Annotated in this window: 24 protein-coding genes and 1 pseudogene; 16 read left to right on the plus strand and 9 right to left on the minus strand. The window is 55.7% G+C overall.

Going from position 1 to position 26,904, the window contains the following annotated elements:
• Positions 1–19: 19 nt before the first annotated feature.
• Complete coding sequence (locus tag CTATCC11996_RS23875; RefSeq protein ID WP_034350286.1) at positions 20–280, minus strand: TIGR04438 family Trp-rich protein; 261 nt, start codon at positions 278–280, stop codon at positions 20–22.
• Between the two features lie 591 nt (positions 281–871).
• On the opposite strand from CTATCC11996_RS23875, the gene CTATCC11996_RS23880 reads away from it, so the two are divergent.
• Entirely contained in the window at positions 872–1,852 is a 981-nt protein-coding gene (locus tag CTATCC11996_RS23880) for a helix-turn-helix domain-containing protein (protein ID WP_080569937.1), read from the plus strand.
• A 430-nt stretch (positions 1,853–2,282) separates the two neighbouring features.
• On the opposite strand, the gene CTATCC11996_RS23885 is transcribed toward CTATCC11996_RS23880, so the two are convergent.
• A complete protein-coding gene (locus CTATCC11996_RS23885) occupies positions 2,283–2,765 on the minus strand; it encodes a GreA/GreB family elongation factor (protein WP_003081493.1) in 483 nt (160 codons plus the stop codon).
• A gap of 285 nt (positions 2,766–3,050) precedes the next feature.
• Between CTATCC11996_RS23885 and CTATCC11996_RS23890 the strand changes: the two genes are divergently transcribed.
• Positions 3,051–4,025 carry a Bug family tripartite tricarboxylate transporter substrate binding protein gene (locus CTATCC11996_RS23890; protein WP_003081496.1) on the plus strand — a complete coding sequence of 325 codons (975 nt, stop codon included), beginning with the start codon at positions 3,051–3,053 and terminating at the stop codon, positions 4,023–4,025.
• Here CTATCC11996_RS23890 and CTATCC11996_RS26570 read toward each other — a convergent pair.
• Positions 4,018–4,443, minus strand: coding sequence for a TonB-dependent receptor plug domain-containing protein (locus tag CTATCC11996_RS26570; protein WP_370511094.1), 426 nt, complete (start codon positions 4,441–4,443; stop codon positions 4,018–4,020). The two genes, CTATCC11996_RS23890 and CTATCC11996_RS26570, sit on opposite strands and share 8 nt — an antisense overlap.
• 987 nt (positions 4,444–5,430) lie before the next feature.
• Between CTATCC11996_RS26570 and CTATCC11996_RS23900 the strand changes: the two genes are divergently transcribed.
• From CTATCC11996_RS23900 to CTATCC11996_RS23945, 10 genes are all read left to right on the plus strand, one after another.
• Positions 5,431–6,564, plus strand: coding sequence for an ABC transporter substrate-binding protein (locus CTATCC11996_RS23900; RefSeq protein ID WP_003081502.1), 1,134 nt, complete (start codon positions 5,431–5,433; stop codon positions 6,562–6,564).
• A 29-nt stretch (positions 6,565–6,593) separates the two neighbouring features.
• A complete protein-coding gene (locus tag CTATCC11996_RS23905) occupies positions 6,594–7,466 on the plus strand; it encodes a branched-chain amino acid ABC transporter permease (protein ID WP_003081504.1) in 873 nt (290 codons plus the stop codon).
• On the plus strand, positions 7,463–8,452 hold the full coding sequence (locus CTATCC11996_RS23910) for a branched-chain amino acid ABC transporter permease (RefSeq protein ID WP_003081508.1): 990 nt from the start codon (positions 7,463–7,465) through the stop codon (positions 8,450–8,452). The genes CTATCC11996_RS23905 and CTATCC11996_RS23910 overlap by 4 nt, the downstream gene beginning before the upstream one ends.
• Positions 8,449–9,249, plus strand: coding sequence for an ABC transporter ATP-binding protein (locus tag CTATCC11996_RS23915; RefSeq protein WP_003081511.1), 801 nt, complete (start codon positions 8,449–8,451; stop codon positions 9,247–9,249). The genes CTATCC11996_RS23910 and CTATCC11996_RS23915 overlap by 4 nt, the downstream gene beginning before the upstream one ends.
• Positions 9,246–10,013, plus strand: coding sequence for an ABC transporter ATP-binding protein (locus CTATCC11996_RS23920; protein ID WP_003081513.1), 768 nt, complete (start codon positions 9,246–9,248; stop codon positions 10,011–10,013). Before CTATCC11996_RS23915 ends, CTATCC11996_RS23920 begins: the two co-directional genes overlap by 4 nt.
• 109 nt (positions 10,014–10,122) lie before the next feature.
• Positions 10,123–11,358: an FAD-dependent monooxygenase gene (locus CTATCC11996_RS23925; RefSeq protein WP_003081515.1), complete on the plus strand. Its 1,236-nt coding sequence runs from the start codon at positions 10,123–10,125 to the stop codon at positions 11,356–11,358.
• A 14-nt stretch (positions 11,359–11,372) separates the two neighbouring features.
• On the plus strand, positions 11,373–12,149 hold the full coding sequence (locus tag CTATCC11996_RS23930) for a maleate cis-trans isomerase family protein (protein WP_003081526.1): 777 nt from the start codon (positions 11,373–11,375) through the stop codon (positions 12,147–12,149).
• Positions 12,149–12,979 carry an alpha/beta fold hydrolase gene (locus CTATCC11996_RS23935; RefSeq protein ID WP_003081528.1) on the plus strand — a complete coding sequence of 277 codons (831 nt, stop codon included), beginning with the start codon at positions 12,149–12,151 and terminating at the stop codon, positions 12,977–12,979. Before CTATCC11996_RS23930 ends, CTATCC11996_RS23935 begins: the two co-directional genes overlap by 1 nt.
• Positions 12,980–13,005: 26 nt before the next feature.
• Positions 13,006–14,088, plus strand: a complete 1,083-nt coding sequence (locus CTATCC11996_RS23940; RefSeq protein WP_003081531.1) for a 2,5-dihydroxypyridine 5,6-dioxygenase NicX family protein — start codon at positions 13,006–13,008, stop codon at positions 14,086–14,088.
• The gene (locus tag CTATCC11996_RS23945) at positions 14,081–14,710 is read left to right on the plus strand and encodes an isochorismatase family protein (RefSeq protein WP_003081534.1); all 630 of its coding nucleotides are present in this window, start codon (positions 14,081–14,083) and stop codon (positions 14,708–14,710) included. Before CTATCC11996_RS23940 ends, CTATCC11996_RS23945 begins: the two co-directional genes overlap by 8 nt.
• A gap of 17 nt (positions 14,711–14,727) precedes the next feature.
• On the opposite strand, the pseudogene CTATCC11996_RS26005 reads toward CTATCC11996_RS23945, so the two are convergent.
• The 4 genes and pseudogenes from CTATCC11996_RS26005 to CTATCC11996_RS23960 all read right to left on the minus strand — a co-directional run.
• Positions 14,728–14,922 (minus strand): annotated as a pseudogene (locus tag CTATCC11996_RS26005) (transposase); the annotation flags it as partial.
• Between the two features lie 69 nt (positions 14,923–14,991).
• Positions 14,992–15,678 carry a TetR/AcrR family transcriptional regulator gene (locus tag CTATCC11996_RS23950; RefSeq protein ID WP_003081537.1) on the minus strand — a complete coding sequence of 229 codons (687 nt, stop codon included), beginning with the start codon at positions 15,676–15,678 and terminating at the stop codon, positions 14,992–14,994.
• A gap of 549 nt (positions 15,679–16,227) precedes the next feature.
• Positions 16,228–17,388 carry an IS30 family transposase gene (locus CTATCC11996_RS23955; RefSeq protein WP_003081540.1) on the minus strand — a complete coding sequence of 387 codons (1,161 nt, stop codon included), beginning with the start codon at positions 17,386–17,388 and terminating at the stop codon, positions 16,228–16,230.
• Positions 17,389–17,641: 253 nt separating this feature from the next.
• Positions 17,642–19,042: an aminotransferase-like domain-containing protein gene (locus tag CTATCC11996_RS23960; protein ID WP_034350296.1), complete on the minus strand. Its 1,401-nt coding sequence runs from the start codon at positions 19,040–19,042 to the stop codon at positions 17,642–17,644.
• A 171-nt stretch (positions 19,043–19,213) separates the two neighbouring features.
• Between CTATCC11996_RS23960 and CTATCC11996_RS23965 the strand changes: the two genes are divergently transcribed.
• The 4 genes from CTATCC11996_RS23965 (at position 19,214) to CTATCC11996_RS23980 (ending at position 23,337) form a co-directional block, all read left to right on the plus strand.
• Positions 19,214–20,503: a hydroxymethylglutaryl-CoA reductase, degradative gene (locus tag CTATCC11996_RS23965; RefSeq protein ID WP_003081544.1), complete on the plus strand. Its 1,290-nt coding sequence runs from the start codon at positions 19,214–19,216 to the stop codon at positions 20,501–20,503.
• Positions 20,504–20,585: 82 nt separating this feature from the next.
• The gene (locus CTATCC11996_RS23970; protein WP_003081546.1) at positions 20,586–21,029 is read left to right on the plus strand and encodes a hypothetical protein; all 444 of its coding nucleotides are present in this window, start codon (positions 20,586–20,588) and stop codon (positions 21,027–21,029) included.
• A 17-nt stretch (positions 21,030–21,046) separates the two neighbouring features.
• On the plus strand, positions 21,047–22,429 hold the full coding sequence (locus CTATCC11996_RS23975; RefSeq protein WP_003066594.1) for a tripartite tricarboxylate transporter permease: 1,383 nt from the start codon (positions 21,047–21,049) through the stop codon (positions 22,427–22,429).
• Between the two features lie 14 nt (positions 22,430–22,443).
• Positions 22,444–23,337 carry a hydroxymethylglutaryl-CoA lyase gene (locus CTATCC11996_RS23980; RefSeq protein WP_003081549.1) on the plus strand — a complete coding sequence of 298 codons (894 nt, stop codon included), beginning with the start codon at positions 22,444–22,446 and terminating at the stop codon, positions 23,335–23,337.
• 269 nt (positions 23,338–23,606) lie between these two features.
• On the opposite strand, the gene CTATCC11996_RS23985 is transcribed toward CTATCC11996_RS23980, so the two are convergent.
• Positions 23,607–24,062 (minus strand): DUF4198 domain-containing protein, encoded by a 456-nt coding sequence (locus tag CTATCC11996_RS23985; RefSeq protein WP_236597814.1) that lies wholly within the window; start codon positions 24,060–24,062, stop codon positions 23,607–23,609.
• A gap of 427 nt (positions 24,063–24,489) precedes the next feature.
• The gene (locus CTATCC11996_RS23990; protein ID WP_003081553.1) at positions 24,490–26,904 is read right to left on the minus strand and encodes a TonB-dependent siderophore receptor; all 2,415 of its coding nucleotides are present in this window, start codon (positions 26,902–26,904) and stop codon (positions 24,490–24,492) included.

A 26,904-nucleotide genomic window follows, 5' to 3' on the forward strand; every position in this document is an offset into this window, starting at 1 on the left:
CCCATCATTATCATGATTTCTATTGTCTATTCCTTTCCCATTCATGAATATTTCCCCAAGCGCCTACTTCCGGTTGATCCGCATCATTTGAGTCGATATCGTTTTCGTTGGCGTTTTTCTCTATTTTCTTCCGGTTTCTGCGAATTCTAGCCAAAACCAACCACAACAACAAAAATACAAAAGCCATAATTAATGAGTACCACGACCAATCCACAACTGGCTCAAACCGCATTAACTTCAATACGGAAACAACTGCACCCAATAGAATCAAGAAATACATACCACCTCCCCCTGCCGAACATGTGAAATATGCAGATTTCAGTCAAATGACATTCAATTCAATGCAATCTCTTGATCGGCGGCAATCCATTGCGTTAGCTGCGCATGCAAGCCAAAGCACAGAAACGAACAGCAATTGCCAAAGCCAAGAAGATCATTCCCATTCAGTTCTCACAATCAGCCAATGACTCACCTCTCTTGCAAGGATGAACAGCCATAGAAATCAATGCCCCTGCAGTAGTCTTGAGCATCTGAAAACCAGGTAGGAGTGCCTGCTTTTTACTGAAATGGCAAATCTTGCCGCTCATGACTAATAGTGATCCAGCTTTGCGCTTCAATCACCTGCTTAGCACCTGCACTACACCTCAGATCCCGCCAGGAATTATCAATGATGAGCTTCAGGAAAAAAGTATATGCATCCTGCTTATTGATTTACCGTACAGATTTTCGTGAACGTCCTGAAAATGGAACCGATGCGCTCCATTGGAGAGATCACTCCTGAGCAACAGGAAATTTCCTCAGTTCCCTATATATCCACGAGATCCACACAACAGCCTCTCTGGGAAATCAACCATCGACCATCAGAAAAACCATGGAAAAATGCAGTAAGAAAAACAGCTATTCAGGCGTTTGGAATCCTCCGCAGCAATCCACTTCTGCCTCACGCCTGCGTACGCAGTCATGGTCCGCGCTTGAATATAGACTGGAGGAAACCTCACTTCCGCAGATTGATAGCATCAAGATCCTTCATTCCAGTGAAGGGTGCGGATGGGGCGATTTAGCGGCAGCGATTACTCAGGAGTCCCCGCACACCATTGAGCACCGACCTATCTCCAGCATATGGATTGCGATGGTGCTGACTCCAGCAGACATTCAGCGCAATGCACAGGGGGAAAAATTTGCAGGCTTGCTTGAGCCTCAGTCGCTGGTCATAACTCCGCCCGGTGAGGCCGTTGTAGATACGATAGGCAACCATCCTCGCACGTTGCATTTCTTCCTGAAGGATAGTGTGCTCAGAGAAGTGGCCGAGGACATATTGGACTTAGGAAAGGTGGAATTTCACTACAAGGCTTCGTTCGGCGCCACCGACCCCATATTGTCGCAACTGATGCGTGCGACCAAACAGATGCTTTTGGAGGGTCTATATCAGGACTGGCGCGGCGAGTACCTCGCACGCGCCATTGGCAGCCACATCCTCCAGCGGCATTGTGTACTTGATGGCAAGGAACCCCCTCATGCCGACGTACGGCTGTCAGCGTCTCAACTCAGAAAAGTGGACGAATATATGCATTCCCACTTGGAGCGGCCTTTCACATTCGGAGAATTGGCCGCATATGTCGGCTTGAGCCGTACCGTACTGTTCCAGCGATTCACCCGGACCTTGCATCTAACGCCCAACCAATATCGACAGAATCTGCGGGTTGCACAGGCCAAGGCGCTCATTAAAAATGGCGAAATGACGCTCTCCGAGATTGCCAGTGCTTGTGGGTTTTCTGACCAAACCCACATGAATCGCACCTTCCGACAGCAACTGGGGGTGACCCCTGGTCAGTATCGCAGGGACATCGAATAGGGCTCCTCGACAGCAAAGAGTTCGCCATGAACAAGCCAGTTTTCAGATTCCGGTTCGGCGGTGTTCTCCCAGCCTGAGTGGAACCATCAGCGAGAGCACATGAGAGTCTTGCGCCCCCATATTGAAGCTTGTATCTGGCAGGGAGGAGGACATGGGACGCCTGGGGAACGTCGACTCCGGGCAGAAGAATACCGGGATGGCATTGGCCCTGCGGTCGCCGAATGACCGCCACCATGCTCGATTTGGCCGCAGACAGCTGCTCTTTCGTCCATTCACTTGTGACCCCGAAATCAGGCGCAGGACGATCTGGCGCTCATATCGAATGTCTGCTCCAGGAGTTCATGACGCCCGCAGCCTTTCGGCCATGAGCTGGCCTGAAGGGTCTGAAACGAATGATCTCCGATCCATCCAGTGTGAACTTGCTCGGGGCCTAATGAACCCACAGCACCTCGAACTGCTGTCGGAGCGGCGCGACCTGTACCGACACCTCATCGCCTTCACACTTACCCAGCACAGCCCTGCCCAAGGGGGCTTTGCTGCTGATGACCTGGATGAGTTCAGCGCCGTTGAGCAACTTCATGTTCCCCCCATCCGGGCCGAGAAAGATCTGTTGTTGCTTGTCGTCTGAATCCACCAGGCAGATCAGTGCGCCGAGCTGTATACCTTGGCTGGCGTTGTAGGGCTGCGGGCGGAACTGGCGCCAATTGGCCATCGCTTGGCGGATGGCTTCCGCGCGACGGGCTTGGCCTGCAGCCAGGTAGGCAGCTTCGAGACCCAATGTGTCGTATTTGTTTTCGGCAATATTCTCCTCATGAGTCGCCGTTTCATGGGCGACCCTCGCCGCCTGCTCGACTTGCAGAAGGTCCTCGGCCAGCCGTTTCAGCACCTGCTGCTGCAACAACAATTTATCCATAACAAAAGGTAGGCATCTCGAACAAGTTGGAGGCCTTGATTATGAGGGCCCCCTCCCCCTTTCGAGGCTTCCATTGGCTACAGGTCAATGGGCTTCCTGCACCTGCACCACATCTGCACCTGGCAGTTACCCAGCAGTTGCCAGACTGAGCTCCCACGGACTGCATTGAACAAATACACTGCTTGTCACCCTGCTTCGGGCGATAACGGCCTCCAAGGCCTTGCTTCAAGCAGATTCCGGATATCGACTTCAAATGCTACCCACTAGAACTACCAAGGAGACCCCGTGAACCGTCGACAGATACTTGCTTCCATCGCCGCCGTAGGCACGCTCACCACCATGGCAACCGTCCACGCGGAAACTGCTTTTCCGCAAAAGCCCATTACTTTTGTCGTTCCGTATCTGGCTGGTGGAACAACCGATCTCGTGGCACGAGTCGTGGGCGAGCACATGGCACGCACGCTGGGTCAACCGGTGGTGATCGAGAACAAGCCTGGCGCCGGGGGCAATATCGGCATGGATGCAGTGGCCAAGTCCAAGCCCGACGGCTACACGATCGGTTTCGGAGCCATCTCCACCAATGCGCTCAACCCGCACATCTACAAATCGATGGCATTTGATCCCCACAAGGACTTCACTGCAGTTTCCATGCTGGGCTACTCCACCATCGTGCTGGAAGTGGGCAAGAGCTTCCCGGCAAACAACGTGCAGGAGCTCATCGCCTACATCAAAGCGAACCCAGGCTTTCAGTACGGTACGGCCGGCGCCGGAACCAGCATGCACCTGGCTGGCGTGATGTTTGCGCAAATGACAGGCCTGGATACTGTCCATGTGCCCTATAAAGGCAGCGTACCGGGTATTACCGACATGCTTGGCGGCCACCTGCCCGCCATGTTTGATAACCTGCCCGCTTCCCTGCCACACATTCAGGCAGGCAAGCTCAAAGCACTGGCCGTGGCTGGTAGCGAGCGCAGTCCATCGTTACCCAATGTGCCGACAATCGCGGAGAGCGGACTCAAAGGCTACGCAGTCGACCCATGGTTCGGGGTATATGGCCCAGCCAAGCTCGACCCCGCCATCACAGCCAAACTCAATACTGCCATCAACCAGGCCCTGAGCGATCCGGCCGTCAAGGACAAACTGGTGCAGGCCGGGTTCACCCCCAAGGGATCTGCGGCACCAGCCTTCGAAGCGCTGACACAGTCCGAATACAAACGACTGGGCGAGGTGGCACGCAAGGCCCAGATGCAGGTCAACTGACGACGCAGCCTCCAGACGCCTGGCAATAGAGAGTCGAAGCCGGGCCCCTTAGCACCTCGACACGCTCCAAAGCATAAGGTGTTTCCGCAAAGCAGCTGAAATACCCAGCAGGATGAATGCGCAGACCATCCAGGTAGGACTTGCCTTCCGCGAGGAGGCCGCGCATGAACAAGTTGTTGGCACTGGTCTGCTCCTCTTCCGAGCGCACACCCGAGGTGCAGCGCAAGGCGTCAGAGAAGGTCTGAATGCCTTGCCCGTCCATTGGGTCGCGAGTGACACGAATACCGCCTGCGTGGCCTTGCGCAGGTCGGTGTCGGTGTCGGTCTCGGTCTGGTGCCGGTAGCCGTCCACTTGGCAGTCCAGCACACTTTATGGGACTGGTGGCGGCTTCATGCTCGGCTTGCACCGGCACCCGCACCTAACCCAAGGTGAGATCGTGCCCTGTTGCAGCACCTAGCATCACTACGGGCGTGCCACCGTCATTGCAGGCAGAAGCGATTGCCAGAGAGGGGACGCGTCGAGCCAAGCAGCCGACCCCGAGGACGAAGTTGCCGCTCAAGACAGGGGACGCTCCAAAAACTGGTGTGGCCGGCGAAAGCCGCTCAAGCAGTGGTCCGTGATCGGCTGCGTACTCCGGTCAAACTGACCGCGTGTGCCGGTGTGGCTGACCAGGCTGCTGGTCGTGACCGACTGAGTTCGGCTAGAAGTTGTGGTCCGGTCGGTAGCCGTGAACGGCAGGTCTAGGCTGATCTGCAGTCGCTCAACTTAAGGATGCCAATGACTGCTAGTAACCAAAGCAGTAACTGGACGGTCATGAATTTCGAGTGACCTCTTTTACCTTGATCGAACTGGTGCTCTCGACCAAAAGGTGTCTTAGATAGGACTTAAGCGATGGGCCCCGTTTTAGCACGATACAACTGCTCCAGCTCAGTCAGTCCTTGGGCTCAATTGACCACTTGTACACAACCAAGTTCTTGGCGCGCCTTGTCGACGTTCAAAGTTACCAGCCCTTCCATCTGAAGGCTTGAACGCATCACCCATAGATACTAGAGCCTAAACGGCGACTTCTGCCCGACGACCTTGCTCTTGTTCCATGGCTCGCGATGAGCACGATTTCGAGTTGATCTTTGCACTTTGCAAGTGCACAGGACCCTAGTTGGTGCACCGCAAGTGACACTTGGCGCCTAGCTTCCCTATCTTGACAGCGCAAAACAGACTCTCAGATTGGCACCAAACTTGCTTACGTAACATTCAATTAGTTGCCCGGGTTAACCCCGAAGCTAGATTTCCGCCTTGGCGGATATTCTTCAGGCACTTAATTAATTGGTCGTTTAATTTATTAGTACTGGTGGGCTAGCAGAAGCTGGCACATCAGATGGGTGTCTGTCCTCATCTGGAGAGTGAAATGCACAAATGGTCTCAACTGATGTCCCTGGCAAGCCTGCTTGCGGTTACCGCCGCAGCCACTGCGCAAGAGACGGTAAAAATTGGCGTGATCGAACCGTTAACCGGATCAGTTGCGTACAACGGCCTAGCATCCGTCAATGGTGCCAAGCTAGCCGTAGCACAGCGCAACGCCGCAGGCGGTGTGCTGGGTCGAAAGGTCGAGCTTGTCATTGAAGATGGCCAGTGCCGCCCTGCCAATTCGGTCAATGCGGCCGAAAAGCTGTTACAGCGCGACAAAGTTGTGGCGCTGCAAGGGGCTTTCTGCAGCTCAGCCACTGCAGCGGTGATGCCCGTCGCTGAGAAGTACAAAGTTCCCTTTGTCTCAGGCGTTTCTTCTAAAGCTGACCTGACAGAAAAAGGTATGCAGTACTTCTTCCGTTCGGCAGAAACTGATCGGCTCATGTCCAAGACCTTTAGCAAGATCCTGGCAAACAAGCTCCAGCTAAAGAAGGTGGCTTATATCGGCGTAAATGACGACTGGGGTCGTGGCGGCGTTGAGGACTTCTCCAAGGACTTGGAGTCCTTGGGCGTTAAAACGGTCATGAAGGAATACTTTGACCATGGCGTGACCGATTTCTACACATTGCTTACAAAGCTTCGTGCAAGTAAAGCAGATGGAGTGTTTGTTGCAGCAGAGACGCAAGACGGCTCCATCCTTGTCAAGCAGTTCAAAGAATTTGGCATTAACTCCAAAATTTTTGGCGTTGGTTCATGGGCAACGTCGGACTTCATCGGTCTCACTGGAGATGCGTCAGAAGGTATCTATGCCGCAGTGCCCTATGCATCAAGTCTCACAAATGAGCGGAACAAAGCCTTTGTAGAGCAATACAGCAAAGCCTACAAAGAAAAACCAGGCAAGTACGGCGCGGCTGGATACAACGCTATGAACATCATGTTGGATGCCGTAGCACGTGCAGGCAAGGCAGAGCCTGAAGCTATTCGCAATGCGCTTCGCAAGACCGACTATGCCGCACCAAATGGCCGCTACCGTTTTACCGAAAAGGGCGAGGCTTACGGCTTTGATGTAGTACTGGTGCAAATCAACCAGCGCGAGCCGCAGGTGGTTGCCCAGTCCGCGACCGAGAAGCCATAAGAGTACAAGACTGATACAGGATTCGGACGATGGAACTACTTCTGCAGTACCTCGCCAACGGCCTAGTGACGGGTTCGTTCTATGCGCTCTCAGCGCTTGGATTGACTCTGATCCTTGGACTGATGCGAGTGGTTAATTTTGCCCATGGCGAGTTGTATATGCTCGGCGGTGTCATGGGGTGGTGGGCAACTACCAGGTTGGGGCTCGACTTCTTCAGCGGTCTTGCTCTGGTGGCTGTCGTGATGGGTATCTTTGGCTGGTTGATTGATCGCTTTTTGATTGAGCGTATTCGCAACCAAGGCGAAGAACCCGGCATTCTGTTAACGATTGGACTCTCGATATTCTTGGCCAACACCGCTCTGCTGACAGTGGGGACCGCGCCTTTGAAGGTCGAAGCACCAATCTCAGCTGGACCAATGTTCTTCGGTCCTGTGGTCCTGACAAAACTGCGAGTCTTTGCAGTGCTTGTCTGCGCAGTGATGATTGTTATGGCGTGGTTGGTCATCCACAAAACACGTCTAGGACGAGCCATGCGCGCCACCTTCCAAGATCCCATGGCGGCACAGCTTGTGGGGGTGCGCACTGCGAATGTCTATGCGGCCACATTCGCTATGGGAACTGTGATTGCATCCATGGCAGGCATGCTGCTTGGATCAATTTATTCAGCTCAAGTCGCTGTTGGCGGCCTAGTCAGCATGAAGGCATTTGTGGTGGTGATCCTGGGAGGCATGGGTAGCTTTGCCGGAGCCATTGCTGGTGGTCTTCTACTGGGTGTAGTAGAGGCCTTGTGGGGCGGTTACGTGGCAACCGGATGGGTCGATATCGTCGGCTTTGCTATGGTGATTCTGACTCTTGTTTTCCGGCCATATGGGCTATTTTCCAAAAGATCGGAGCGCGCATGAAACTCGAGAAGCACTGTCTTTTTGCCCTAATGGCGCTGGCTGCTTTATTGCCTCTAATGGTGAGCGATCAGTACTTGCTGCATATCGCCATCATGGTGCTGTTTTATGCCGTATTGGCGAGTAGCCTCAACCTAGTGGTTGGCTATGTGGGTGAGTTCTCGCTAGGTCACACTGCCTTTTTGGGAACCGGAGCCTACGCTGCGGCCATACTCTCAACACAGTACGGTTGGCCCATCTGGGCCACCATCCCTACAGCAGGTCTATTGGCAGCACTAGTGGGCGTAATCATCGGAGGCATCACCCTACGTTTACAGGGTCCGTTCTTCGTTATCGTGACGCTATCGTTCGCCGAAGTACTGCGCCTCGTCGCTGACAACTGGATTGCCCTGACCAACGGCCCCATGGGTATTGCAGGCATTCCCCAACCCAGTTGGTTAGGAGACAGCGGTAACCTGGCAGCCAAGCAGTTTTACTACGGCATAGCCTGGACTTTGCTAGCGATTACGCTTTACCTCAGTTTCCGCTTCGTGTATTCCAATGCTGGCCGTGCTGCGGTAGCTGTGCGTGAAAACCGATATGTGGCGCAATCTATCGGCATTCGGCCACTGAGCTATTCCATGATGGCTCTGGTGCTCGGTGCGCTCCTTTCCGGAATGGCCGGAGGCTTTTACGCACACTACATCTCTTTCGTTGGACCTGAAGTATTCCGATTTGCCTTCATGGTAAGCATGATCATCATGGTGCTTGTTGGAGGAAAAGGAACGCTCGTCGGCCCCCTGATCGGTGCGTTATTGGTCACCTTCCTGGAAGAGTACTTGCGTGAAGCTAAGGAACTGCGTCTCTCCATCTTTGGCCTCGTAGTGATCGCCATTGTGCTGTTCCTACCCCGTGGCCTGATGAGTTTTGTTATTCAATGGCGCGAGTCACGACAAGCAAACGCTCTTAAGGCTCAAGCATCATTAAAAGCAGAAGGGAGAACCGCATGAGCGCAATCCAGGCACAGAGTTCATCACACTCCTTGCAGGTGCGTGGGCTAGGTAAATCCTTCGGTGGTATCCACGCAGTCAAAGACATTAGCTTCGATGTCAATCCAGGAGAGATCGTCGGTTTGATTGGCCCTAACGGAGCAGGCAAAACCACCTGCTTCAACCTGATAACGGGCTTTTACACCCCTAGCTCGGGACAAGTGAAATTTTCGGGCAACGACGTTACCGGCCGGAAGCCTTATCACATGGCTCGCATGGGCATTGTTCGCAGCTTTCAGAAGACAAATATTCTCAAATCTCTTACCGTATTTGAGAACGTCCTGACCGGTCACTACCTGGAGGCCCATCAGTCGCTATGGCGTACGTTCTTTCCCAACCGTGCGGTTCGTGCAACCGAATCCGCCGTAAAGGAAAGCGCGGAACACATCGTTCACACCATGGGCCTAACTCATCGCATGCACACACCAGCATCGGTACTGTCGTGCGGCGAGCTCAGACTTCTAGAAGTGGCGCTCGCGCTCGCGGCTAAACCCGAAATTCTCATGCTGGATGAACCTGCAGCGGGCCTCAATAGCCAAGAGGCTCGCCAGTTCGGTGAGATTCTTAAAACTCTACGAGGCACCCTGGTTCAGTCCATTCTGATTGTGGAGCACAACATGAGTTTGGTGATGGGTGTCTCAGACCGTGTCGTTGTCATGCATTTCGGTGAAAAGCTGATTGAAGGAACACCTGCACAAGTTCAAGCCGACAGCCGAGTGGTTGAAGCCTACCTAGGCGGTGGAGGAAAGAAAGCATGAATGCAATTAGCAAGCATGAAATGCATGCAAGCGCACAGGGCAAAGCCTCTGGTAAGCCCATTCTTGAGCTGAGCGATCTGTATGTCAGCTATGGAAAGACGGCTGCACTGCATGGAGTGAACCTAAGCATTTTTCCAGGTGAAGTCGTTGCACTGATTGGTGCAAACGGCGCCGGTAAGACCACCACTTTGCGAGCTATTTCAGGTCTACTCAAACCAACACGCGGTGAAATTTTCTTCCAAGGGAAAAGCATCGCTGGCCTAGCAGCTGACCGCGTAGTTGGACAAGGTATCGCGCAATCTCCAGAGGAACGCCATGTATGGCCCAGCATGACAGTGGACGAAAACCTGTCCATGGGGGCCTATCTATGCAAGTCCAAGTCTGAAATTGAGCGACGCATGGGCCTGGTCTATGAGCGCTTTCCTCGCCTCAAAGAACGACACAAGCAACTTGCCGGCACATTAAGCGGTGGCGAGCAGCAAATGTTGGCTATTGGTCGCGCGTTGATGTCGGAGCCACGTCTTTTGTTATTGGACGAACCTAGCCTTGGTTTGAGTCCTCGCATGGCTGAAGAAGTATTCGAGTTCGTACGTGAAATCAACGCCCATGGCGTCACCGTGATGCTGGTGGAGCAGAACGTACACAACGCTTTGTCAGTCGCGACACGTGCTTATGTCTACGAAACAGGCCGTGTCGTGGCAGACCGCAATGCAGCTGGTCTGCTCGAGGACCCTGAGATCCTTAGCGCTTATCTCGGCGGCTAAGCAACTTCTAGGGGGCACCCATATGCATCTTTTATTTATTCAAAAATTAATTAATTAATCGATCAATCAACTAGGGCAGCAGCGCTGCCCGGATCTAGGAGTCACAAAAATGAGTAAATCACTGCGAGTGGGCATCGTCGGCGGCGGTATTGGAGGCGTAGCTCTGGCGCGCTCACTTCGGTTGTCTGGCATCGACGCATACGTTTTTGAGCGCGCGAATGCATTTGGAGAAATTGGCGCAGGCGTTCAGATGACGCCTAATGCAGCCAAGGTTTTACGAGCACTTGGACTTGGCGAAGAACTGGCACGTATCGGTTTCTTACCCAATGCCATGGTTGGACGCAACTGGGACGATGCCCGAGAACTGTTTCACACGCCCTTGCGCGAGGTGTGCCCAAGTTTGTTTGGCGCAGACTTTTGGCATGTGCATCGAGCAGATTTGCATGCCATCTTGTGCGAAGGCATCCCTGCAGATCGCGTGCGCTTTAACGTCTCATGCACTGGAATTACCCAGCTCAAAGACAAAGCCGTAGCGCATTTCAGCGATGGCACTCAATTTGAAGCCGACCTAATCGTTGGTGCGGATGGCATTCACTCTGTAGTGCGAGACTCTCTGTGGGGTAAGACACCTTCGCAGTACACCGGACATATGTGCTGGCGCGCAGTAGTTCCTGTAGAGCAGCACCCTCTGCCTTTTGTGAGCCCGGACGCCTCTTTCTGGATGGGCCCCAAAGCACATATCGTCACCTACTACGTCAAAGGTGGCGCCGCAGTCAACATCGTTGCAGTCAACGAAAGCGCGAACTGGGTCACAGAGTCGTGGACCGAGCCCAGCACCCGAGAAGAGTTGTTAGCTGCATTTGAAGGCTGGCACGACAACATCCTCCACCTCTTTGAGAAGACCGACGCTCAACAAATCTTCAAGTGGGGATTGTTTGATCGCGATCCTATGACCCAGTGGTCAAAGGGCAATGTGACGCTTCTGGGCGACGCGGCCCACCCCATGCTGCCTTTTCTCTCGCAGGGTGCGGCTATGGCCATTGAGGATGCCTATGTGCTTGCTGCAGCACTCTCACATTTCAGCTCAGACCTGAATGAAGCGCTCAATGCTTACGAAGCTGAGCGTCGTCCACGCACCGCTCGCGTGCAACTAGAAGCACGTGAACGTGGTCGCACCTATCACCTTTCCACTCCTGAAGAGAAGAGAAAGCGGGACGAGGACTTCCAGAACGCCCAGACCAAGGATCCCAATGCCGTGGGTATCAAAGCCGAATGGGTCTATTCCTACGACGCAACCGCCTGCGTTGAACGCTTTAGCGAAAGCACCAAGGTCGCTACGGCTTGAACTCAGGAGACAAGATGACAACGAAAACCTCATTCCGCATCGGACAAATCGTTCCCAGCTCCAACACCACAATGGAGACTGAGATCCCTTCCATGTTACGCCTGCGTGAACAAGTGCGCCCCGAGCGTTTTACCTTTCACTCTGCTCGCATGCGAATGAAGCATGTCAACAAGGACGAGCTTGCGGCCATGGATGCAGAAAGCGATCGCTGTGCCTTGGAACTCAGTGATGCTCGTGTTGATGTACTGGGCTACGCTTGCTTAGTTGCCATCATGGCCATGGGTCATGGATACCACCGATCGTCACAGTCGCGCCTCAGCAAGGCAACTGCGAGTAATCAGGGGGCAGCTCCGGTAATCACCAGCGCAGGGGCCTTGGTGGATGCTCTAAAGGTCATGGGGGTCAAACGTATTGCGTTGGTAGCACCATACATGGTGCCCCTAACCAAATTGGTCATTGACTACATTGAGCACGAAGGCTTTGAGGTCAGTGACTGGAGAGCACTTGAGATTGCAGACAACTTGGAAGTTGGTCGTCACGACCCCTCTAAACTGCCTGCCATCGTTTCTGGCATGAAGACTGACGATGTCGATGCGATCGTGCTATCCGCCTGCGTACAAATGCCCTCGCTCGCAGCGATTGCTCAAGTAGAAGCCGCGACAGGTAAGCCGGTGGTGACAGCAGCCGTGGCGACCACCTACGCGATGCTAAGCGAGCTCGGCCTAGAACAAGTAGTCCCCGGAGCTGGTGCGCTGCTATCGGGGGCCTACTCAACGAAGAAGGCTTTCTAATGAACGACAGCACCTTTCTCTACGGCGCGCAGGTGCGGGCCAATGACATACGTCAACACTACCTCCGCTATGGCGGTAACAAAGACCAACGTGCCGAGCGCGATGCGGTCATCATCATCCCCGGCATTACCAGTCCCGCGGTTACATGGGGCTTTGTTGCCGAGCGCTTTGGACGCCAATATGACACATACGTACTCGATGTACGCGGTAGAGGCCTAAGTGAGGCATCCGGTGCACTGGATTACAGCCTGGATGCCCAAGCTGCTGACCTCAATGCGTTCGCGTCGGCACTAGGTCTGTCCAAATATGCCTTCGTCGGCCATTCGATGGGAGGGCGCGTTGCCATTCGAGCAGCGTCCCATCACCCCATCGGTCTTACACGTGTAGTAGCCGTCGACCCCCCCGTCTCAGGCCCGGGTCGTCGAGCATATCCAGCCAATCTAGCTTGGTACATCGACTCAATCCGCATGGCGTGCAAAGGAATCAGCCTTGAGCAAATGCGCGAGTTCTGTCCCTCATGGAGTGATGAGCAGTTGCGATTGCGCGCACAGTGGTTGCACACCTGCGACGAGCGCGCCATTGTCGCCAGCTTTAATGCCTTCCAAATGGACGACATTCACGCGGATCTTCCACACATTGCAGTACCGCTAATGCTGATGAGTGCAGAACGAGGCGATGTAATTCGCGAAGAAGAGGTATCCGAAATCCGGGCGCTGGTGCCAAGCCTGCACGAAAAGCGCGTCAGTAATGCTGGTCACATGATCCCCTGGGATAACGAGGAAGGTTTTTATCAAGCCTTCGGTAACTTTCTCGGCCAAGCGCTGGAGTAACGAAATCATTTAATACGGAGATTGCCATGGCCATCAGCGACACCGAACTTATCCGCGCCTGGACACAAGTACTAAACCTCTCCAAGCTCAAACGCGGCGATGCCGTCACTGTGCTGACGAGCGACCACACTCACCCTCAAACCCTACGCTGTGCGATCACTTCGGCCACTATGCTGGGTGCCTGCGTAAGCCAGCTCAACTTGCCACCGGTCAATGGCGAGAAGTCACTCAGCCGCGATACCCTTGCCTATCTTGGCACGACGCCACTCACGGGCAATCGTGCAGCGATTGCTGCACTGAAGGCCAGCGATCTGGTGCTTGATTTGATGACACTGCTGTTTTCTCCTGAGCAGCATGAGATCCTGGCGTCAGGCACAAAAATCCTGCTTGCAGTAGAACCTCCCGAGGTCTTGGCACGCTTAGTTCCCACACTTGAAGACTATGAACGCGTACAAGCTGGTGTAGCGCTACTCAAAGGCAGGCGTGAGATGCTTGTCACTTCTCCTTCAGGAACTGATCTTCACTTGCCACTTGGCGAATACCCGGTAACCGCAGAGTATGGATTCGTTGATCAGCCCGGCCGTTGGGATCACTGGCCTAGCGGCTTCGCCTTTACCTGGCCGAATGAGGGTGGCGCGCAAGGCCGCATTGTCTTGACCAAAGGCGATGTTTTGCTTCCCATGAAAAGCTATGTAGGCGAGCCCATCACGCTCACAGTGGAGAACGGCTTTGTGACTAGCATCGATGGCGATGCCGAAGCCGAATTGCTTCGCGAATACATCGAGTCTTTCGATGATCCAGAAGCTTATGCAATTTCACATGTGGGCTGGGGTCTGCAAAAGCGTGCTTTTTGGTCAACGCTAGGCCTCTATGATCGCGAGGCTACTCTGGGCATGGATGCTCGAGCGGTTAGCGGCAACTTCCTTTTTTCCCTTGGTCCTAACAACGAAGCTGGGGGCAGCCGAACTACTGCTTGCCACATCGATATCCCAATGCGGCACTGCAATGTTTTTGTCGATGGGCTGCAAGTCGTGAATGACGGCCAAGTCGTGGAGTCACTGATGAAGCCTACAAAATCTGCTTCCGCACTGGAGGTTACCCATGCTTGACGAGTCTCACGTCTATTCACGTCAAGGCTTCGGTGCGGGCTTGGGCATTCAAGCCCCCATCGGTCTTCTAATCGTGGACTTTGTAAATGGATTTGCTGATCCTGGAACTTTCGGCGGCGGCAACATTCCTGAGGCCATTGATCGCTCCGTAGAGCTACTTTCGACTGCCCGTGAGCATGCATGGCCCGTAGCACATAGCCGCATTGTCTACGCTGATAACGATAGCGACGCCAATATCTTCAGTACAAAAGTGCCAGGCATGTTGGGATTGAAAGAGCACTCACCCGCCAGTGCTATTGTCGATGTTCTTGCACCTGCACCTGGTGAGTTGGTCGTGCGAAAAACTGTTCCTTCAGCATTCTTCGGCACCAACCTCGCCCCTTGGCTCACGCAACATGGCGTATGCACCTTGCTGGTGGCCGGCTGCGTCACCAGCGGCTGCGTGCGCGCCAGCGTGGTAGACGCCATGTGTTGGGGATTTCGCCCCGTCGTAATTGAAGACTGCGTGGGCGATCGTGCGATCGGTCCGCATGAGGCCAGTCTGTTTGACATGCGTCAAAAGTATGCCGATGTCATCAGCCTAGAAGCTCTGCATGCCCAACTTGTCACGCTTAAACGCTGAAGTCTAAATTTAGGGGACCACTGCTGCATAAAGTGGACGAGCAGCAACATCTCAACAGGAAACGGTGGTCGACCTTTGCGCCCTTCTGGAGCGTAGGGAGCAATCAATGCCACCAACTCCCTCCAGGGCACTACCTGCTACATCTGCTCAAGGAATTCGCGTTTGCGAATCTTCTTGGTGGAGAGGTTCGGGGTGAGATCAGTTTGTTTCATGGGCCGGGATGTTGCCGCACCTGGCACGCATGTGCAAGCACATGCGTTGGAGATTTATGCAGAGGTTCCCTAATTCGCCAGGAATCCGCCAACCACGAAGCGCGTCACTTGATCAATGAGCGCTTCGGTGTCGTCCGGGTCATAAAGCCCTTTCGGTGTCATTTCCTCCATTCGATGGGTATCTGAAAATGCGTAGAGATAAGTGCCAACCATCAATGTAACGCGCCAGTACGCATCCAACTCCGTAAGCTGTGGCAGGGCCAATCGAAAGGCCTCCACATAGCGTTGAGTAGATGAGCCGTAAGCGTCGGTACGTACTTTGTATGAAATCTCCGGCGGCTCTGTATGCATGCGAGCTTGCAGCCTCAAAAACGATCGTCCCTGCAGAGTCCCACGCAAGGCCAATGTAGGGGAAAGAAAGGCATGCACAATTTCTCTAACAGTAGGCTTGCCCCTGCATAGCAAAGCTTCAAGCAACTCGGTGCGTTGCTGCGAGATAAGCTGCCCACGGCGCAGAAAAGTCTCTTCGAACAATCCGTATTTAGAACCAAAGTAATAGCTGATCAAAGCCTGCGTGACATTTGTCGCTGCCGCGATCTCCCGCAAGGAGGTTCCTGCATAGCCCAGTTCCGCGAACTGCGCCTCTGCTGCATCCATGATCTCATCGCGAACCGCACTAATTCCCTCGGGCCGCCCTGGCTTTCTTTGCTTGACCCGCTTGCTAGGAGCGTGGCCGATGACATCTATTTTTTTCATTTAATTAATCGATTGACCAATAATGAAGTATATGTGTAGCGCACTGTACGTGTAAGGCCGGTACACAGTGTTTTTATAAGTACATCGACAACCATTTCCTGGGTATCCACCGACCTAAAAGAAGCCGACCAGGATATGGCTAACACCGACCCGCATTTGTGGCGTCTCTAGGCAGGGACCGTGGCAATGGAAAAGTCTGAGAATATTGCGAGGTGACTGACTCTATACCTGCACATGTAAGCAACGCAGGTGTCACGATGTTACGGAGCCCCTGCAGGTGCAGCAGGCATCGCTAACAACTGCTCAAACAACACCGTTGAGTCGCAAGTCTATGTATGCACACTCAGACAGTGGACGCCCTGCAACCTATTGCCCCGCTCCCCTCCCAAGGCTCATTTGAAACTTGACGTTGGATAGTCGCTAGGTAGATGCTTGGACGACTGATATGGGATCGTGACCGATAGTTCACGATGCTGCATCGACCAGCGGCAACCGCTACAAGGCAGACCTAAGACGATGGCTGGCGAGCGACTGCAATGGGTTGTGGATTCAACCGATGGATGCAACACATTCGTTAAACATCTCAGCTGGGGTTCTGTACCCCAAGGTCTTCCTGGGCCGCTCGTTTAATTTTCTCGCAATCGCATCCAATTCATCTTGTGAGTAGCCAGAGATGTCGATGCCCTTGGGCAGGTACTGTCTGAGTAGCCCATTGGTGTTCTCGTTCGTTCCGCGCTGCCATGGGTTTTGTGGATCGCAGAAGTAGACCTGGATGTCGGTGGCCACAGTGAATCGTTTGTGCCCCGCCATTTCCGATCCCCGGTCCCAGGTCAAGGAACGATAGAGCTCTTGCGGCAAGGTCTGCGCATGCCTGGCCAGCGCCGCCGCCACGGTGTACGAGTCCTTGTCCACTAGCTTGACCAACATTACGTAGCGGGTGTGGCGCTCTACTAGCGTTGCCACCTGGCTGTAGGCATCGCCAAACAACAGATCGCCCTCCCAATGGCCCGGCACTGCTCGATCCTCTATGCAGGCTGGGCGTTCGCTGATGGGCACGGCGTCAACGATCCGGCCATGGATGGGTGTTTTCTGGGTGTAGTGGCGTGAGCGACGCATCCCCCGGGTGCGCCGCAAGTGCTCCAGAAGCTCCTTCTTCAAGGCCCCGCGTGTTTGGACGAAGAGCGTGCGGTAGATGGCTTCGTGAGACACCTGCAAATCCTTTTCGCCGGGGTAAGTGCGTTGGAGCCACCCCGCTATTTGCTCGGGCGACCACTGACTCTGTAATTTAACCGCCACGATGTGAGCCAATGCAGGATTGCTGGCCAACTTGCATGTCTTGGGGCGGCGTGCTCGCGTCCAGGCTGCCTCATCCGCTTTGGCTGCTCGATAGCCAGTCTTACCTCCATTGCGCAGGAGCTCGCGGCTGATGGTCGACGCAGCTCGTTTTAAGCGGCCGGCAACGCAGCGGATAGATTCACCTGCGGCCAACGCCCTGGAGATTTCTTCTCGCTCAGACATGGTCAATGCCCAGCGAGACCGACGCCTCACTGGTGGCCGGATGCCACCTGTCGCACTCAAGATGGTGTGAATGGACGAGTGTGGTCGGTCAAACAGCTTGCCGATCTCGTGCAAGGTATCGCCAGCTTTCCAGCGATCCCACATCAGGGCTTTCTGAGCTTCGGTGTAGTAAATCCGCGGTCTTTGCTTCATGCCAACACCCCTTGCGCCAGTGGCAGTCATTGTGTTGCATTGACCAGTTGAATCCACAGTCGTTTGCTGCCGGTGGTTAGTACAAGCAGGTCGGTCCTCGCATATCGGAATGATGGTCAATTAAGGCCAGCGACCGCAATCGGCTGCCATACGCCCGTAGCGTTGAACAATCCAGGGAAGGCGGCTCTCAACCAAGGCCACTTCTCTTCTTTTGACTCCAAACAATGAGTTGCGCAAAGCTATGCAAAAGCGATTAGCGCACCTCCTGCATTGCTCGGTAGGCCACCTCAAAGCGGGGGTCCAGCATGGCACCTACATTGCAGCGCGACCAAGGCGATGTCTGGCTCGGGTCGAGGCTGAAAACATGGCCCGGAGCCATGGTGACTTTGTGGGCGAGCAAACGCTCGGCTAGACGCACGGCATCGGGATTGCCGGGAAACGTGGCCCAGAGGTATAGCGACTGAGGGTTACGCGCGAACACCTCGCACTCGTGCATCTCCAACCAATCCAGCGCCTGCTCCGTTGCCTTGCCCAAACGTTGGCGCAATCGCACGAGATGCCGCTCGTAATGGCCTTCGCGCAGCATCACATCGACCATGCGCTCGCAGTATTCGGATCCGCTCACATGGATCAGTGATCGCAAATCTGCCAGGTCGCTGGCTAAAGCATCGCTGCAGGCGATGAATCCCACGCGAAGGGCTGCAGAAAACGACTTGGAAAAACTGCCTATATAGATCGTGCGTTCCAGCTGATCCAGCGTGGACAAACGCACTGACGAAGTCGGTTTGAAATCGGCCAATGGGTCGTTCTCTACCAGCAAGAGGTTATGCCGTTCAGCAAGTTGCAGGACGCGGTAAGCCTTGGCAGCGCTGATGTCCGAGCCAGTGGGGTTGTGCGCCAGAGACTGGGTAAAGAACAAGCGCGGGCGCTCGGTCAACAGCAACTGTTCCAAAGCCTGGACATCAGGTCCATCGGCTTGCCTGGGGACTCCCAACACGCGCGCCCCTGCCAGCTTGAGCTTGCCAAACAGCAAATAGTAGCCAGGATCGTCTACCAGCACCGTCGCGCCGGGCGGGACGAAGTAGCGAATCACCAGATCCATGGCTTCATTCGCACCTTGGGTCAGGACCAGTTGCTGAGGTGTGACACCCAGGCCGAACACACCCAGCTTGCGTACCAGGCTATCGCGCAGCGGCGCATAGCCAAAGCGGCTGCCATAGCGAAACAGGGACCCCAGTCCGGTTCGCACCACTTTCTGGTGATAGCGATCCATGCGCATATCTGCCAGCCACTCTATCGGCGGAAATCCATCGCCAACCGCGACAGCGTCTGGCTGGGTCTTGAGTTGCTCGCGCATCAACCAGACCACATCCATCGCACGATTGAGCTGCCCTGCGTCTTCATCCTGAACCGCATGGCGTGCCTGCGGCTGAACATAAAAGCCAGCGCCGCGCCGGGACTCCACCAAGCCGCGCGAGACCAGAAGATCAAAGGCTGCCACCACGGTGTTTTTGGCGTAACTGTGCAAATGCGCCAGCTCACGCAAGGACGGCAGCTTGTCCCCTGCTCGATACACGCCATCGGTTATTTGCTGCCCTATCAAATCAGCTAAACGCTCTGCAATAGGGGCCTGACGCTTGCTACCACCCGCCATTCAAGTCTCCTGGATCGTGAGTTGCCAGTATGTATGCAGATGGGTCCAATGTTGCATCGCGGCAGTACTGTTCTTGCAAACTGTACCTGTATTAAAAGGTACAGTTTGAATAAATTCTCGGCCAACCGTCCCCTTGTATTGATATCCAGATTTGGATCTGTAGGAGTTTTCATGGCCGTCGATTCGCGTCTTCCCAATTTCCGAGCTCTCACCCCCGCACAGCGCTGGGAGCATGTCGCCACCGCGTGCAATCTCAGCGCCGAAGAACGCAATCTACTGACCCAGGCAGGCGCCCTGCCCGCCGCCTTGGCTGACGGCATGATCGAGAATGTGGTGGGCACGTTCGAGCTACCCATGGGTGTCGCAGGCAACTTCCGCATCAACGGCCGCGATGTGCTGATTCCGCTCGCAGTGGAAGAGCCTTCCATCATTGCTGCTGCATCGTATATGGCCAAGCTGGCCCGTGAAGACGGGGGCTTTGAAACATCGAGCACCTTGCCGCTGATGCGTGCGCAGGTGCAAATCGTCGGCATCAGCGACCCCTATGGTGCAAGGCTGGCATTGTTCAAGGCCCGCGATGAAATCCTCGCGCAAGCCAATAGCCGAGACAAGGTGCTGATCAGCCTGGGCGGCGGCTGCAAGGACATCGAAATCCATGTCTTCCCCGATTCTCCACGCGGCCCCATGGTCGTGATGCACTTGATCGTGGACGTGCGCGATGCCATGGGTGCCAACACCGTGAACACCATGGCTGAATCGGTCTCGCCACTGGTGGAAAAGATTACCGGTGGTTCGGTGCGCCTGCGCATTCTCTCGAACCTGGCAGATCTGCGCCTGGCCCGTGCTCGTGTACGCCTGACACCGCAAACCTTGGCCACCAAAGAGCGCAGCGGCGAAGCAATTATTGAAGGCGTGCTCGACGCCTACACTTTCGCCGCCATTGACCCCTACCGCGCCGCCACCCACAACAAGGGCATCATGAACGGCATCGACCCCGTCATCGTCGCTACTGGCAACGATTGGCGCGCAGTGGAAGCCGGTGCCCATGCCTATGCCAGCCGCAACGGCCAATACACCTCGCTGACGCACTGGGAAAAAGACAATGCCGGCGCTTTGGTGGGAACCATCGAGCTGCCCATGCCCGTGGGCTTGGTGGGTGGTGCCACCAAGACCCATCCGCTGGCGCGTCTGGCGCTCAAGATCATGGAGGTGAAGTCTGCCCAGGAACTGGGCGAGATTGCCGCCGCCGTGGGTCTGGCCCAGAACCTGGGTGCCTTGCGCGCGCTAGCCACCGAAGGCATTCAGCGCGGCCATATGGCACTTCACGCTCGCAATATTGCGCTGGTCGCAGGTGCCGTGGGTGAAGAAGTAGAGATCGTCGCCAAGCGCCTGGCTGCCGAGCATGACGTGCGCACCGATCGCGCACTGGAAGTGCTGCAAGAAATTCGCGCCCAGCGCTAAGCATCCTCAGCCTCGCCAGGCACATCCGGGCGAGGCTTTTTTTACCCAAAACGGGAACAACAACAAGCAAGGAGACAAGGCTATGAGTTCCGACAAGCAAGCCTCGCACTGGCAACTCGCTGAGGTCTGGGGTGATACCGTCGACCTCAAGCACCTGAGCTGGTCCATCCTGATTGGCATCGGCATCAGCGTGCTCGGATTTTTTGCAGCCAGCCGTTGGCTGAGCTCGGTGGTCGAGTCCAAACAGCTGGCTCATGCCTACGCCATGCTCGCTGGCCTGGCAGGCTGTGTGCTGGCTGGCGTTATTTGCGCCCGCATCTTCCCACCCAAACGTGTGGTGACCGAAGAAGACATCTCCAGCAACCCCGAGTGGCGCGCCGAGGTGCTGCGTGAGCTGGAGCAGCAGCCCGGTGGTCTGGGTTCGGTGTCTGACCTGCCCCCAGTCGTGGTGCAGGAGCTCAAGGAACTCAAGCTCTACGAGCTTTTCGTCACGCCCCAGGCCTCCCAAAGCCGTGATGGCCAATAACCCAAGGAGTACACGGCATGGATCCTCAACTCATTGAACAAATCGGCGTCGCTGCGGGCATGGGCCTGATCGGCGCCATCGTCTTTGCTGCAATCGGACTGGTTTCCGGCACCGACGAAACAACGACACTGGCACCACTCACTCTGCTTGTCGTTTTGCTCGGCGTTCCGCCTGCAGGCGTCTTTACCTTCTTTCTGGCTGGTGCCGTTGCCAAGCACATGACCCACGCCGTTCCGACAGCGCTGCTGGGCATTCCCGGAGATACACTCGCCACGCCTTTGCTACAGGATGCAGACTTGCTGCGCAAACTTGGCGTGCCGCATATTGCCTTGCGCAAAATGGTCTCGGGCGCCATTGTCGCGGCCTTTGTCGCCGTGCCGCTGGCGGTGCTGTTTGCCGTGATGCTGGCGCCGTTCGGCTCAACCATTACCAAGACTGCACCCTGGATTTTTCTGGCCGCAGCCGTGCTGATTGCTTATTTCTCCAAAGGCCGCTGGGGTGCAATTGCTTTGCTCGTGCCTTTTGTGGTGGTGATTCTGGCTCTGCAGGCACTGACTGCCAAGTACGACACCAAGCTCAGCATCAGCTACTTCCTGGGTATCGCCATTGGACCTCTGGTCGCAGATCTCTTTACCGTCATGGCGCCCGCAGGCCGCAAGAGCATGTTGCGCGACAAGGTTCGCCAGTTCAACCTGGCTCCCGATGTCAAGGGTTGGTCGGGCTACTTCCCCAACCCTCTCAAGGTGCTGGATCGCACCCAGACACGTTGGACATTGACAACTGCCGCCATTTCCAGCGCAACCTTTGTATTCAGCCCTGTGGCCATGACCGTGGTGCTGGGCGAGTTGGTGGGCTCTCGCATCAAACACGCTTATCACCGCCTGACCACGGTGCTCAGCGCTCGTAACGGCGTGACGGAAGCCACCTACATTGCTGAAGCGCTGATCCCGCTGATCGCCTTCGGTTTGCCCTTGAGTCCTGTGGCTGCCGGCCCTGCTGCACCATTGTTCAATGCACCTCCACGCTTTACGGTGGATGCTGCTACGGGCCAGACCCACAATCTGCACAACCTGCTGAGCCACTGGGAGTTTCTGGGCTACGGCATGTTGTCGGTGTTGCTTGCCGCTGTGGTGTCCTATCCGTTTGCAATGAACTACGCGCGCCGTGCTGCAATGTTTGTCTCGCGCAAAGTCAGCCACGAAGCCATCATTGCCACCTTTGTCGGCCTGATCATCGTGATCAGCGTCTGGGAAGGCGGTCTGCTGGGTCTGCTGGTGATCTTGACCATGGGCCTCATGGGTGGCCTGCTCTCACGCACCTTCGGCTTTAACACCGGCGTGCAGTTCATGGGCTATTACACAGCCGTGCTCAGCGTTCCTGCGCTGCTCAAGCTGTTCTGAAAGCGAGGGCAGCAATGTCGAATGCATCAGAGCGCCGGGTCAAGATCGTGGAAGTCGGGCCACGCGACGGCCTGCAAAACGAAAAGCTGCCTGTGCCATTGAATGCCAAGGTCGAGCTGATCAACCAGCTCAGCGGCGCAGGCCTGCGCTTTATCGAGGCGGCTTCGTTTGTGTCGCCCAAATGGGTGCCGCAAATGGCCGGTAGCGCCGAAGTGATGGCCTTGATCGACCGTAGCCCTGGAGTTCGTTACAGCGCACTGACGCCCAACCTGCAAGGGCTGGAAGCTGCTCTGACTGCTCGCTGTGACGAGGTGGCGGTCTTTGGTGCGGCTTCGGAGACCTTCTCGCAACGCAATATCAATTGCAGCATTGCGCAGAGTCTGGATCGCTTCAGGCCTGTGGTGCAGAAGGCGCTGGAGGCTGGCGTCCCTGTGCGTGGCTATGTGTCCTGCGTGTTGGGTTGCCCCTATGAAGGCGATGTTGCTGCAGAGGCCGTCTTGCAGGTTGCGCAAGAGCTTTTGGCCATGGGGTGCCATGAGATTTCTCTGGGCGATACGATTGGCCGCGGCTCGCCCGAGTCCACACGCAAGCTGCTGGAAGTCTGCCTCAGGGACCTTCCCAGCGCGCGCCTGGCGGGCCATTTTCACGATACCTATGGTATGGCTGAAGCCAATGTCTGCGCTTCTCTGGAGATGGGACTGCGCATTTTCGACAGCTCTGTGGCGGGCTTGGGCGGCTGCCCCTATGCTCAAGGAGCATCAGGCAATCTGGCTACCGAAAAGCTGATCCATGCCTTGCATGCCATGGGCTATGAGACCGGCGTAGATATGTCCAGGGTTCAAGCCGCAGGTCGCTATATCCGACAAGTGCTGGGCGATTTGCATGACCAGCAAGAGGTGCCGCACTGAAACCTGCGCTTCTACATGAGCACCAGCGCAAAAAGGCCTTGAGATCTCAAGGCCTTTTTATTCGAAGGCGTCAAAGCCCGCAGTCAGAGCAAATCCCGACTTCTACACGCAAGTCTGCCATGCGCTGCAGCAGTCGCTGACGTCTCTGAGATGAGCTGCCTCAACCCACCAGAGAGAAGCTTCTGGCTGTCTTGCACCTCAGTTATTGCGATGACTGGCTCATGCTCGTCAGCAGAGTCGATTGTGGTGCGCTTCCAGCGCCAGCCAACTCACCTCCCCTCTTGCTGAGGGACAGTAAAACTAAGCGTCGCGGTATAGCGTACATCGTTGTATTTCTTACCGCCCACAGTAACCACTGCATCATTGACACGAGCCGATACCTCCAGCACATACAGGCCAGGAAAAGACGGCGTGAAGCTCACCGTACCGTCCTTTGACGGGGTCAGTGAACGGCGCCACCCTTCCCCCGTTTCGATATTCACCTGACTGGCTGCGACGGGCCGCCCCTTGAACATCAATCGAAAGGTGTTTCCGTCAGGGAGGGTAGGAACCAGCTCCAAGTCGTTCCTGGCCTGAATGTCCTGGCGACCGTAGCGAGCTTGATAGTAGGTAAGAACTCCATCATCAAGCCCGGTTGCAGAGAAGCGCAGATCGCTGATGGGCCTTGTAACAGCGATATGGTTGATCGCAGTCTGAATTGGCAATGATTTGCCATCAGCTTGCATTGCCTTGGGCTCCAGCAACGCAGGCAACTTGTCTAATGGCTTGTGTAACTCTCCTACGTAGGCTCGGACCTCCGCCCCGTCGGGCTGCACCCAGAGATACTCCGCTTGTGCCTGTGCTGGGCACCATAGGCCACTGATTAGCAGGCACAAGGCCATTCGATGAAATACAGGAAGCAATTGCACTCAGCGATCCTCATCTTGAAGGTTGTATTCAATCCGCTCGGCGTCTTGGTGCCTTTTGGATTTCTCCCTGTTCGACAATGGCCTGCAGTCCAGGCCCTGCGTCGAATAGCACATAACAAAGGCTGGGCAGGTTGATTGCCGGTCAGCGCGGAGTTTCTATCCGCCTTGCCCAGAATCAGTGGAGGTCCATCATGGCGAGCTCCACGACAGCGAAGTACCGACGTTCAACTTTGAATATCGGCACTCAGAAGTCATAACGCATTCCTACATTTACGCTGCGCGGAGCACCCCAGGTGTAGAACAAGCCTGCTGCGGTAAAGTTGGTGAGCCCGGCCATGTACTTCTTGTCCAGTGCATTGTTCACGTTCAGGCTGAACGACAGGTGCTTATCGACCTGATAGCGCGCCATCAGGTCCAGCACCGCATAACCTCTCTGCGACAAAGTGGCAGCGCTATTGCTCATCGAGGTCTTGCCCTGCCAGCGTGTGGCCGCTCCCACAGTCAGTCCCCGCAACGAGCCTTGGTCAAAGCGATAGGTCGTGCCGAGCTTGAACTGGTACTTGGGATATTGACTGGCGCTGGTGAGCGAGCTGCTTTGCTGCACCAGACTGCCCTGCGCTTGCCAGCCGCGCGCGAGTTCGCCCGCCAACTCCAGCTCCCAGCCACGCCGCGTTGCAGACGAGACCGCACGGTAGGCCGTAGTGCCCGCAGGAGTGAGATCACCGCTTTCCTCTGCGGTGTTTTTCGTCTTCATCCAGAAATGAGCGATGCTGGCGTTCAAGCGCTTGTCGAAAAATTCGGCCTTGGCGCCGACCTCATAAGTGTTGCCCTCCTCCGGTGCCAGCGTTGAACCCCGCGCATCCTGAGCCGTCTGCGGCTGGAAAATGTTGGCATAGCTTGCGTACAGCGACACGTTCGGCTGCACCTCGTAGACCAACCCAGCGTACGGGGTGATCACGCCGTTCTCCTTCATGTCATAGTTCCACCAGTAGGGTGTGATGTCACGCTCTTCAAACCGTGTGACGCGTAAGCCCGTGATCAACTGCAGAGGATCAGCCACCCGGAAGCGTCCCGCAGCATAGGCATAACGCTGCTTCTGACTGAATTTGTTGTTGCCGTAGTTCAAGACACTGAAATCAGGCTGAGGCAGCGCAGCGCCCCCCTGTGCCATGTTGATGCCGAGATTGCCAAGCGGCACCAGGTTCAACGCATTCAGCGGCAATTGCACATTGCTGTGAAAGCGCGATACGCCTGCGCCGGCCAGAATTTCATGCGAGCGGCCCAACAGCTCGAATGACCCCTTCACATCCAGATTGACGCTCCAGTTATCGGTCTCCATGTTGCGCCACCGGCCAAAGCTTGCGCGGTCCTGGTCGTAGAAGTAGCCAGCCTTCATATCGTCCATGGATACGTTCTGATGTGAGAACTTGAGCGTGGCTGTCCAGTCATCCGCCAGACGTTGCTCCAGACTGCCGAAGATATTGAGACCCTTTTGGGAATATCCGCCCCAGGGGGCACCGGTGTTGAAAGAGCGCGGCATCCACGCCACCTCGCCACCTGTTCGCGTGTAGCGCTGGATCGGCTGCGTAGTGCCGATACCTTGTGCATCGCGTTCGCGATAAGTCATACCGAGGTTGAGGAGTGTGCTGGGAGTGAGGTCCGCTTCGAGTGCCCCGAACAGCATCTTGCTGCTGCTCTTTTCATGGTCGCGGAATCCCCCTGCATCCATGGCAGAAGCGACCAGACGCCCCCGTACCGTGCCCGCCTCGTTCAATGGACCGCTCACATCGGCCTGTGTTCGATAAGTGTCCCAGCTCCCCGCATTGGCACGCACGCTGGCCTGAAATTCGCGGGTCGGGCGCTTACGGATCATGTTCACCGTGGCGCCATAGTCGCCCTTGCCGACAACCAGACCGGATGAACCCTTGAGGACTTCGATCCGGTCGATCTCAGCCATATCGTCGAGCGAAAACATGGTGCTGGTCAGGTAATACCAGCCGCTGCTCAGCTGTGCCATGCCATCGGTCTGCAGGTTTACCTTTGCCCCACGCGCTTGAAAGTCAGTGGCATTGTTCTGCCTGTAGACGGCGATGCCAGGTGTCTGCTCCATCACATCGGTCAGCGTCTCCAGCTTGAAGTCATCCATGCGCTGACGCGTCATGACGGTCACGGATTGAGGTGTCTCGCGTAGCGAGAGATTCAGGCCCGTTGCCGTCCGGCTGGGACCCGTCTGGGTGTAGCTGCCCGTGCCCTCGGTAACGCCGTCCCTCTCAAGCTGTGCAGTCACCGTGACTGTGGCCAGCGATGCGGAATCATCGTTTGACGCGATGGCCTTGATGATCAGACCACCCCCTTGAGTCACGGCGACCAAACCGCTTCCAGCCAGCATCTGCTCTACAGCCTGCTTCAGCGTGAGTGCTCCATGGACGGGGCGCGCGGTCTTGCCGACAACCAACGCGGGAGCAAACCCGATCGAGGTGCCAGAGGCTGCTGCCAGCTCGTTGAGTGCGCTCCCCAATGGCTGGGAAGTGATCGAGAAACTGATGCTTTTTGCACTATCAGCAGCGGATTGCGCCTTCGCAATCACCGGGGAGAGGACTGCCAGGGCTGCGGCCAAAGCAAGAGGAGCGGGCTGGAAATGAGGCTGCGTGAAGCGCAT

The organism is Comamonas testosteroni ATCC 11996, from assembly GCF_000241525.1.
GTDB classification, from domain to species: domain Bacteria; phylum Pseudomonadota; class Gammaproteobacteria; order Burkholderiales; family Burkholderiaceae_C; genus Comamonas; species Comamonas testosteroni.

Excerpts from the sequence above, each read along its gene's own strand:
- CTATCC11996_RS23940 (WP_003081531.1), top strand. The coding sequence starts at position 13,006 with ATGGCCATCAGCGACACCGAACTTATCCGCGCCTGGACACAAGTACTA.
- CTATCC11996_RS23910 (WP_003081508.1), top strand. The coding sequence starts at position 7,463 with ATGAAACTCGAGAAGCACTGTCTTTTTGCCCTAATGGCGCTGGCTGCT.
- CTATCC11996_RS23885 (WP_003081493.1), bottom strand. The coding sequence starts at position 2,765 with ATGGATAAATTGTTGTTGCAGCAGCAGGTGCTGAAACGGCTGGCCGAG.
- CTATCC11996_RS23955 (WP_003081540.1), bottom strand. The coding sequence starts at position 17,388 with ATGAAGCAAAGACCGCGGATTTACTACACCGAAGCTCAGAAAGCCCTG.
- CTATCC11996_RS23920 (WP_003081513.1), top strand. The coding sequence starts at position 9,246 with ATGAATGCAATTAGCAAGCATGAAATGCATGCAAGCGCACAGGGCAAA.
- CTATCC11996_RS23925 (WP_003081515.1), top strand. The coding sequence starts at position 10,123 with ATGAGTAAATCACTGCGAGTGGGCATCGTCGGCGGCGGTATTGGAGGC.
- CTATCC11996_RS23990 (WP_003081553.1), bottom strand. The coding sequence starts at position 26,904 with ATGCGCTTCACGCAGCCTCATTTCCAGCCCGCTCCTCTTGCTTTGGCC.
- CTATCC11996_RS23930 (WP_003081526.1), top strand. The coding sequence starts at position 11,373 with ATGACAACGAAAACCTCATTCCGCATCGGACAAATCGTTCCCAGCTCC.
- CTATCC11996_RS23965 (WP_003081544.1), top strand. The coding sequence starts at position 19,214 with ATGGCCGTCGATTCGCGTCTTCCCAATTTCCGAGCTCTCACCCCCGCA.
- CTATCC11996_RS23970 (WP_003081546.1), top strand. The coding sequence starts at position 20,586 with ATGAGTTCCGACAAGCAAGCCTCGCACTGGCAACTCGCTGAGGTCTGG.
- CTATCC11996_RS23975 (WP_003066594.1), top strand. The coding sequence starts at position 21,047 with ATGGATCCTCAACTCATTGAACAAATCGGCGTCGCTGCGGGCATGGGC.
- CTATCC11996_RS23945 (WP_003081534.1), top strand. The coding sequence starts at position 14,081 with ATGCTTGACGAGTCTCACGTCTATTCACGTCAAGGCTTCGGTGCGGGC.
- CTATCC11996_RS23980 (WP_003081549.1), top strand. The coding sequence starts at position 22,444 with ATGTCGAATGCATCAGAGCGCCGGGTCAAGATCGTGGAAGTCGGGCCA.
- CTATCC11996_RS23935 (WP_003081528.1), top strand. The coding sequence starts at position 12,149 with ATGAACGACAGCACCTTTCTCTACGGCGCGCAGGTGCGGGCCAATGAC.
- CTATCC11996_RS23950 (WP_003081537.1), bottom strand. The coding sequence starts at position 15,678 with ATGAAAAAAATAGATGTCATCGGCCACGCTCCTAGCAAGCGGGTCAAG.
- CTATCC11996_RS23915 (WP_003081511.1), top strand. The coding sequence starts at position 8,449 with ATGAGCGCAATCCAGGCACAGAGTTCATCACACTCCTTGCAGGTGCGT.
- CTATCC11996_RS23905 (WP_003081504.1), top strand. The coding sequence starts at position 6,594 with ATGGAACTACTTCTGCAGTACCTCGCCAACGGCCTAGTGACGGGTTCG.
- CTATCC11996_RS23875 (WP_034350286.1), bottom strand. The coding sequence starts at position 280 with ATGTATTTCTTGATTCTATTGGGTGCAGTTGTTTCCGTATTGAAGTTA.
- CTATCC11996_RS23880 (WP_080569937.1), top strand. The coding sequence starts at position 872 with ATGGAAAAATGCAGTAAGAAAAACAGCTATTCAGGCGTTTGGAATCCT.
- CTATCC11996_RS23900 (WP_003081502.1), top strand. The coding sequence starts at position 5,431 with ATGCACAAATGGTCTCAACTGATGTCCCTGGCAAGCCTGCTTGCGGTT.
- CTATCC11996_RS23985 (WP_236597814.1), bottom strand. The coding sequence starts at position 24,062 with ATGCAAGCTGATGGCAAATCATTGCCAATTCAGACTGCGATCAACCAT.
- CTATCC11996_RS23960 (WP_034350296.1), bottom strand. The coding sequence starts at position 19,042 with ATGGCGGGTGGTAGCAAGCGTCAGGCCCCTATTGCAGAGCGTTTAGCT.